The following is a 6159-nucleotide window of genomic DNA, read 5'->3' on the forward strand; positions in this document are numbered from 1 at the left end:
CGGTCAGGCTGGTAGCGCCCATAGCGCCAGGATCGATGAAACTACCGCAGCGAGCATGGGCCATACCACACGCAGGCCAAAGCGTCGGCCACCGATGCTGAATGCGAGGATCAGTTTGAAGATCGTGTTTGCCGCTACGGCAAGCACGATGGCGAACATTGTGGGCATGGCCTGCAGTCGTCCCTGAGTGTGCATGTGCAGGCTGGATAAGGTGATGGCATCGACATCGGTTGCGCCGGATAGCAATGCCACCGCATAAAGTCCGACGTGTCCTAGCTCATTGTTCAACCAGGCTGCTGCCAGCAAGACCAGGCTGTACATCGCTGCAAAGCCCAATGCCGTCTTGAGCTCTGTGGGGTTGCTTGTTGCAGCCATGAGGCTATCTGCTTGCTCAACCCGTCTCGCCGGCAGGGCCGCGAGCAGGCCGCCGAGCAAACCAGAGCCCAGAACCAGGCTCAAGCGCCCGGCAATTGCAGGGTCGGCAATGGCACCAATCATCATCAGTCTGACCAATACGGTTAAGTTGGAGACCACCACGATGGTGCTGCCAGCCTGGATAGGCTCGGTACTCTGTTGGGCTTGCCTTGCGTGTACCAGCATGGTGGCCGTGCTGGATACCAGCCCGCCCAGGAGGCCGGCGATCAACACCCCGGCCCGCTGGCCAAAGACACGTAGCGCCAGATAGCCCGCAAGGCCCACGCCGGAGATCAGCACCACCATCAGCCAGGTCTGGTAGGGGTTGAAGGCCTGGTAGGGACCAAAGTCCCGGTCAGGCAAGACCGGCAGGATCACGAGGCTCAATACTGCGAACTGCAGTATGGAGCGAACATCGTCCGGGCTCAGCCGGCGTACCAGTCCGGCGAGCTCGGTCTTGAACTGCAGCAGTACCGTGGCGGCTACGCCCAGCCCGATGGCCAGGCTGCGCTCTTCAAACCAACACAGCACACCCAGTAGGTAGCACAGCAGTAGCGCGATCTCGGTGGTGGTGCCGGGGTCGTCATCTTGCAGAGGATGGGCCAGATAGGCGCCAACGATTGCCAGTGCCACACATGCCAGGCCCACGGCGATCAGCCAATTGGCGCCCAACCGCGCCGCCAGGAGGCCGCAGACGGTGCCCAGCAGGGCGGTGAGCGCAAAGGTGCGCAGGCCGGCCCGGGCCGAGGGTTTGCGCTCGCGCTCCAGCCCCATCAAGAGGCCCAGCGCCAGGCTGGTGGCAAAGGCCGGCAACAGCGCCAGTGCCGGTAGGGGTAGCAGGTTGTCCGGGCCGCTCATGATGTGGCCCGGCGGGGTTGCGGTGCTGATGCCATCAGTGCGACATCAGCACCGGCACCGTCATGCTCTGCAGCACGGTGCGACTGGCACCGCCCAACGCCAGCTCGCGCAGGCGCGAGTGGCCGTAGAGGCCCATGACCAAGAGGTCCACACCATGGTCGGCAATCCAGTTCAGGAGGCATTCGCCCAGGTCCTGGCTGAAGGCGGTTTCGCGCGCCACCTCGACCTTGATGCCGTGCCGGGCCAGGTAGAGCGCGATATCGGCACCGGGCAGTTCGCCATGGCCGTCGGGGCCGATCTTGGGGTTGATGGTGAGTACGGTCACCCGCTCGGCACGCTTGAGCAGGGGCAGTGCATCGGTCAGCGCGCGGGTGGCCTCGCGGCTGCCATTCCAGGCGACCAGGGCATGTCGCGTGAGCGCACCGATCTCGCCGGTATAGGGCACGGCCAGTACCGGCCGGCCGCTGCCCATCACCACCGTTTCGGTCAGGTTGCCAGGCAGGCCGTTGACCGGCTTGCCCGGTTCGGTCTGGCCCAGGATCAAGAGGTCGTGGTAGCGCGCGGCCAGGCTCAGTGCATCGGTCGGCTGGTTGATGTGCTGCTGCCATTCGCAACGCTCGCGCAGGGTGAGGGTCTGTTGCTCGAACACCTTGCGCGCCGCTTCGGCATCGCGCTCGATTTCGGCGTGAATTTCATAGTAGACCTCGGCTGCGGCAGGGTAGGGGCCCACCAGGGCGATATTGGCCGAAGGCGCGACGAACACGCCGGTCAGGTGGGCCTCGTAGGCTTCGGCCAACTGCTTGGCGAGGGCGATGCGAGCCTTGCTGCGCTCGCTGCTGTCCACATGGACGAGGATGCTGCGGTAGTTCATGGTCTGCTCCTTCGCCCTGTGGGCATCAGCGGTAGTCGATCATGTCGGCCAGTGGCCGGCGGTGTTTGGGTGCGGGGATCACGGCGCGGTAGCCCAGGGCAATGGGCAGGGCCACCAGGTAGCGGGTGGTATCGACCTGCAAGGCTGCGCTCACGGCGGTGGGGTCGAAGTCCCAGATCGGGCAGCTGTCTATGCCGGCCGCCGCGGCCGCCAGCATGATGTGGGCGGCGGCCACGTGGCATTGCGCCACCAACCAGGCATCCAGCGCATGTTCTGCCGCCATGCGGGCGTATTGCTCACGCAGCGCCTGCAGATGGGCCGCCCCCTGGGCTTCGCGCGCCAGCTGCGCCTCGCAGTACTCGCTGCCGGGCCGCAGGTCGGCGGTGCGGGCCAGCACCGTGACCACCGCACTGCAGCTTGCCAGCTGTGGCTGGTCGTGGCAGGCCTGTTGCAGGGCGGTCTTGCTCGCTTCCTTGGTCGAGACAACGAAGTGCCAGGGCTCCAGCCCCAGTACCGAGGGCGCCAACTGGCCAGCCTCCAGCAATTGCATCAGCTCGGGTTGCGGCAGGGCTTGGTTGGAGAGGAACAGCGGGCAGGAATCCCGGCAATTGAGCGTTTCCAGCAGCGGATTGTGCATGGCGGCCTCCTCGTTCATCGCCACGTAGGTATCGGTGGCGTCGGCCTTGTCTACAGTAGTCCTTACCAGCGTGTGCACGTTGATGCAGGTCAAACTTGCTGCGTGCCCTGCGGCCTGTCAGCTGCTTGATACACGTCAAGGCAGACCAGCCGGTCCAGGCGGACACTGGCTGGCATCAATAGCCAGAAAAGGAGTGGCAATGGACATGCGGCTGCAGTTCCTCGGCGGGACCGGTACGGTCACCGGCTCGAAATACCTGCTGGAGGTGGGAGGGATGCGCCTCCTGATCGATTGCGGCTTGTTCCAGGGCTACAAGACGCTGCGGCTGCGCAACTGGGCCAGGGTGCCAGTCGATCCGGCGAGCATCGACGCGGTCATCCTCACCCATGCCCACCTCGACCACAGCGGCTACCTGCCCCTGCTGGCCAAGGAGGGCTACCGCGGGCCGGTCTATTGCACTGCCGCCACGCGCGAGCTGTGCGAGGTACTGCTGCCTGACAGCGGCCGGTTGCAGGAGGAGGAAGCCGACTACGCCAACCGCAAGCATTCCAGCCGCCATGAGCCGGCGCTGCCGCTCTACTCCGAGGAGGATGCCCGCGCCTGCCTGCTGCAGCTCAGGCCTTGCGCCTTCGATCAGGAGATCCGGCTTGGCCCCAAGGTGGCGCTGCGCTTCTGGGCGGCAGGCCACATCCTTGGCGCTGCCATCGTGGAACTCAATGTGGACGGTAAGCGCATCGTCTTTTCTGGTGACCTGGGTCGCCCGCACGACCGGATCATGAAGCCGCCCATGGTGATCAGCCAGGCGGACTGGCTGCTGGTGGAATCCACCTACGGCAACCGCCAGCATGATCCGGAAGACCCGCGGGTCAAACTGGGGCAGATCATCCGCCGCACGGTAGCGCAGAGCGGGGTGGTCCTGATCCCCACCTTTGCCGTCGGCCGGGCGCAGAGCCTGCTCTACCTGATCCATCTGCTCAAGGCTTCGGGCGAGATCCCGCAGGTACCGGTCTACCTCAACAGCCCCATGGCGATCGATGCCACCGAGATCTTCATGCGCCACCAGGGCGAGCACAGGCTCAGCCGTGAGCAATGCGAGGCCATGTGCCGCGGCGCCAGCATGGTGCAGTCGGCCGAGGAATCGATCGAACTCAATCGCCGCCACGGCCCCATGATCATCCTGGCCGCCAGCGGCATGGCCACCGGTGGCAGGGTACTGCACCACCTCAAGGCTTTTGCGCCGGACGCGCGCAATGCCATCGTGTTCTCGGGTTTTCAGGCTGGCGGTACCCGCGGCGCGGCCATATTGGGCGGCGCGTCCCATGTGCGTATCTTTGGCGAGGAGATTCCTATCCGCGCCAGCGTGGACAATATCCCCAACTTCTCGGCCCATGCCGATGCCGACGAGATACTCGGTTGGCTGCGCGGCTTCCGGGCGGCACCCCGGCACACCTTTATCGTGCATGGTGAACCGGACGCGGCAGACAGCCTGCGGCGCCGGATTGCCGATGAATTGCACTGGCCGGTGAGCGTGCCGGACTACCTGCAGCAGGTCGATCTCACAGCATGAGTCCTCACATTCCAACCTTGCGTTTCAAGCCGTTGGGCATCGATACCGCCAGCGAGCACGTGGTCTATATGAGTGCCGGTTGCCATGTCTGCCGCGCCGAAGGTTTTGCAGCCCAGACCCGCATCGAGGTCAGCGCCGGCGAGCGTAGCCTGATCGCCACCCTCAATACCGTCAGCGGCGGCCTGCTGGAGATCGACGAGGTCTCTCTGAGCAATGCCGCCCAGCGTGAGCTGGGCCTGCGACCGGGCGATGCGCTGAGCTTCTCGCACGTACCGGTACTGGCCAGCGAAAGCTTTCTGCGCGCCAAGATCTACGGCGAGCGCTTGGCTCCCGCGGAGCTGGACACCATCGTGCAGGACATCGTTGCCGGTCGTCTCTCGGACCTGCACCTGGCGGCCTTTGTCTCGGCCTGCGCCGGCGAGCGGCTGGATCAGGGCGAGACGCTGGCCCTGACGCGTGCCATGGTGGCGGCCGGTTCGCGCTTGCAATGGGACCGCCGGCCGGTGGTCGACAAACACTGTGTGGGTGGCCTGCCGGGTAACCGCACCACGCCCATCGTGGTGGCCATTGCCACCGCCTGCGGCCTGACCATGCCCAAGACCTCCTCGCGCGCCATCACTTCGCCGGCCGGCACGGCCGACACCATGGAAGTACTGGCGCCGGTCAACCTTGACCTGGCTGCCATCCGCAGGGTGGTGGAGCGTACCGGTGGCTGCGTGGTCTGGGGCGGGGCCATGCAGCTCAGTCCGGCCGACGACATGCTGATCCGCATCGAGCGGCCGCTGGACCTGGACAGCGACGGTCAACTGGTGGCCTCCATCCTCTCCAAGAAGCTGGCGGCCGGCTCCAGCCATGTGCTGATCGACATCCCGCTTGGCCCCTCGGCCAAGGTGCGCGACCCGATGACCGCCGCGCGGCTGGCCAGCCGACTCAAGGCGGTGGGCGAGGCGCTGGAGATGGTAGTGCGGGTGGAGGTGACCGATGGCCGCCAACCGGTGGGCCGCGGCGTCGGCCCGGCGCTGGAGGCGCGCGACGTGCTGCAGGTACTGGCCTGTGATCCGCAGGCCCCGGCCGATCTGCGCGCCCGTGCCTTGCTGCTGGCCGGTAGGGTGCTGGAGATGGGGGGCGTGGCCGCGGAAGGGCAGGGCATGAGCCGTGCCATCGAAGTGCTCGATAGCCGTCGTGCCTGGCGCCAGTTCGAACTGATCTGCGAAGCACAAGGCGGGCTGCGCGCCGTGCCGCTGGCCCCGCTGCGGGAGCCGGTACTGGCCAGGCAGGCTGGCCGTGTGGCCAGCATCGACAACCGCGTGCTGGCACGCATAGCCAAGCTCGCCGGCGCGCCGCAATCCAAGGCGGCCGGGCTGGACATGCATGTGTCAGCCGGTGACCGGGTGGCGATAGGCCAGCCGTTGTTCACGGTGCATGCCGAGGCGCCTGGGGAACTGAGCTATGCACTGGCCTATGCCGAGGCCCATCCGGGCGTAGTGGCACTGGAAGGAGAGGCGTGATGCGAGGGCATAAGGAAATCGCGGTATTGGCCTTCCCCGGTAACGAGGTGGCGGGCGCCGCACTGGCGATGCACTGGGGCGCACCGGCCCTGCCTGTAAAACTGCACCGCTTTCCTGACGGCGAGACTAGCGTAACCCTGCCCACTGAGCTGGAAGGCCGTTGCGTGGTGCTGGTCTGTACCTTGGACCGGCCGGACGAGAAGCTGGCGGCACTGCTCTTTGCCGCCGATGCCGCCCGCGAGATGGGGGCGGTCCAGGTTGGCCTGGTGGCGCCCTATCTGGCCTATATGCGGCAGGACAAGCG

Annotated in this window: 6 protein-coding genes; 3 read left to right on the forward strand and 3 right to left on the reverse strand. The window is 66.1% G+C overall.

The window, feature by feature from the left end; genetic code table 11:
* Positions 1–3: 3 nt before the first annotated feature.
* Genes VIM95_RS09000 through VIM95_RS09010 form a run of 3 tightly spaced genes read right to left on the reverse strand, consistent with a single transcriptional unit; the run spans position 4 to position 2873 of the window.
* A complete protein-coding gene (locus tag VIM95_RS09000; RefSeq protein WP_331984786.1) occupies positions 4–1272 on the reverse strand; it encodes an MgtC/SapB family protein in 1269 nt (422 codons plus the stop codon).
* Between the two features lie 34 nt (positions 1273–1306).
* The gene (locus tag VIM95_RS09005; RefSeq protein WP_331984788.1) at positions 1307–2143 is read right to left on the reverse strand and encodes a universal stress protein; all 837 of its coding nucleotides are present in this window, start codon (positions 2141–2143) and stop codon (positions 1307–1309) included.
* Positions 2144–2168: 25 nt separating this feature from the next.
* The gene (locus VIM95_RS09010) at positions 2169–2873 is read right to left on the reverse strand and encodes a nitroreductase family protein (protein WP_331984790.1); all 705 of its coding nucleotides are present in this window, start codon (positions 2871–2873) and stop codon (positions 2169–2171) included.
* Positions 2874–2979: 106 nt separating this feature from the next.
* Here VIM95_RS09010 and VIM95_RS09015 point away from each other — a divergent pair, with 106 nt between their 5' ends.
* The 3 genes from VIM95_RS09015 to VIM95_RS09025 form a co-directional block, all read left to right on the forward strand.
* Complete coding sequence (locus VIM95_RS09015) at positions 2980–4347, forward strand: MBL fold metallo-hydrolase (protein ID WP_331984792.1); 1368 nt, start codon at positions 2980–2982, stop codon at positions 4345–4347.
* A complete protein-coding gene (locus VIM95_RS09020; RefSeq protein ID WP_331984794.1) occupies positions 4344–5855 on the forward strand; it encodes a thymidine phosphorylase family protein in 1512 nt (503 codons plus the stop codon). Before VIM95_RS09015 ends, VIM95_RS09020 begins: the two co-directional genes overlap by 4 nt.
* Positions 5855–6159, forward strand: a 305-nt coding sequence (locus tag VIM95_RS09025; RefSeq protein ID WP_331984796.1) for a ribose-phosphate pyrophosphokinase-like domain-containing protein, incomplete at its 3' end; no start/stop codon positions are given. The genes VIM95_RS09020 and VIM95_RS09025, both read left to right, overlap by 1 nt.

Origin of the sequence: Chitinimonas sp., assembly GCF_036568685.1 — a bacterium.
In the GTDB taxonomy this organism is placed as follows: domain Bacteria; phylum Pseudomonadota; class Gammaproteobacteria; order Burkholderiales; family Chitinimonadaceae; genus Chitinimonas.